The organism is Burkholderia sp. BCC1977, assembly GCF_905339595.1.
Taxonomy (GTDB): domain Bacteria; phylum Pseudomonadota; class Gammaproteobacteria; order Burkholderiales; family Burkholderiaceae; genus Burkholderia.
This window is the reverse complement of sequence record NZ_CAJPGQ010000127.1, coordinates 1-1,598: the sequence shown is the minus strand read 5'-3', so window position 1 is coordinate 1,598 and position 1,598 is coordinate 1. Positions and strand designations below refer to the sequence as shown.

At 60.4% G+C, this 1,598-nt stretch carries 1 protein-coding gene; it reads right to left on the bottom strand.

Annotated elements, in window-relative coordinates; all coding sequences use genetic code 11:
- Positions 1-302: 302 nt before the first annotated feature.
- Positions 303-1,364 carry an IS110 family transposase gene (locus tag U5771_RS35030; protein WP_321822626.1) on the bottom strand — a complete coding sequence of 354 codons (1,062 nt, stop codon included), beginning with the start codon at positions 1,362-1,364 and terminating at the stop codon, positions 303-305.
- Positions 1,365-1,598 lie beyond the last annotated feature (234 nt).

The window sequence follows — 1,598 nt, the reverse complement described above, 5'->3', positions numbered from 1 at the left end:
GTTCAATCGTTTAGCTCCTGCTTTGCCTGTTGCAGAGACCAATAGGAATACGGATCGGCGACGGGGACAGACTGCACACCTATAAACGGCCTTATGGGCAGTTGGTTGCCATGCCCGGGCCCGGATAGTAACCGCGCAGCAGGACTCCATCCGGATCACGGCGAATACATACGATGTAGCGCCTGAGGGGTGTTCGAGTTCGCCCGCTGCCGGTCTGACCTGTCGCTATCCTTACCTGCTGCGTCTTCGACTACACAATCAATTGATGGTGATCTGGAGGCCTTCCGCTTTCGCGGGAGGTTTCAGGAATCCGTCGCCATTCTCGTTCGGGCGGGTGCGTAGGACGGATCGAATTGCTCGCCCTTGGCCAGTATGGCCCACAGAATTCGTGCGTGCTTGTTGGCCACCGCAATCAGAGTTTTGTAAAAGCCCACACGTGCCTGCAACTGGACGATCCAGCGCGAGAGCCGGTCGTTGCGTCGGCGGGCTGTCAGGACCGCGGAGCGTGCGCCCTGAAACAGCAGGGTTCGCAGATAGGCGTCCCCTTGTTTTGTGATGCGCCCGAGCCGCGACTTACCGCCGCTGCTGTTCTGCTTGGGCACGATGCCCAACCATGCGGCCATCTGTCGGCCGTTTTTGAATTGCCGCGCGTCGACCACCGTTGCTACTGCAGCCGATGCCGTGAGCCGGCCGACGCCGCATACGGCCATGCATCGTTGGGCTTGCGGGTCGTGGGCGGCGTGTTCGGTGATCCGCCTTTCAAGCCAAGCAATTTGCTCGTCCAGCGCCTGCCATTGCGTCCAACCGCGCATCAGCGCCTGGCGCGCCGGTCCTGCCAACTCGTTGCTGCCGTCCTCGACGCGCTCGACGAACTGCTTGCGCAACGAGTCAATGCCCTGCGGCAGGAACACGCCGAACTCGGCCAGTAACCCGCGCATGCGATTGATCAGCGCAGTGCGTTCCTCCACGAAGCCTGTTCGCATGCGGTGCAGCATCAGCACGCTTTGCTGGGCGGGTGATTTGATTGGCACGAAACGCATATGGGGACGGCTTGCCGCTTCGCAGATCGCTTCGGCATCGACGGCGTCGTTCTTTACGTGAACGCCGCCTTTACGGTATGGGGCAACAAACTGAGGTGGAATCAGGCGCACATCGTGTCCGAGCGAACGCAGCTTGCGCGCCCAGAAGTGCGCCGCGGTACATGCCTCCATTGCAACCAGGCAGGACTCCAGATTGGCAAACCAGTCCACGAACCGCTCGCGCGTAATCGCCTTCCGTACGACGACATGTTCGGCGCTGTCGACTGCATGGAGCTGCATGACATTCTTCGCCAGATCAACCCCAACACGAACTATCTTGTCCATGACATCCCCCTTCGCGGAAGGTTGCGTAACGCCAGCCATGATGACACCCGACGGTGCCGATTCGGCGATCGGGGAGGTCCTTACCAATTCGGATCATGACTGCGACTGGGGGCGAGAATCATGCCGGGCCTGGCTGGCCAAAGCCCCGATTATCGGGGCGTGAAGATAGTAACGGGGGCAATACCAGTCCTCGTTCTTTGGTGCCGGCAGTTGAGGCTATCGGGCCCAATGAAT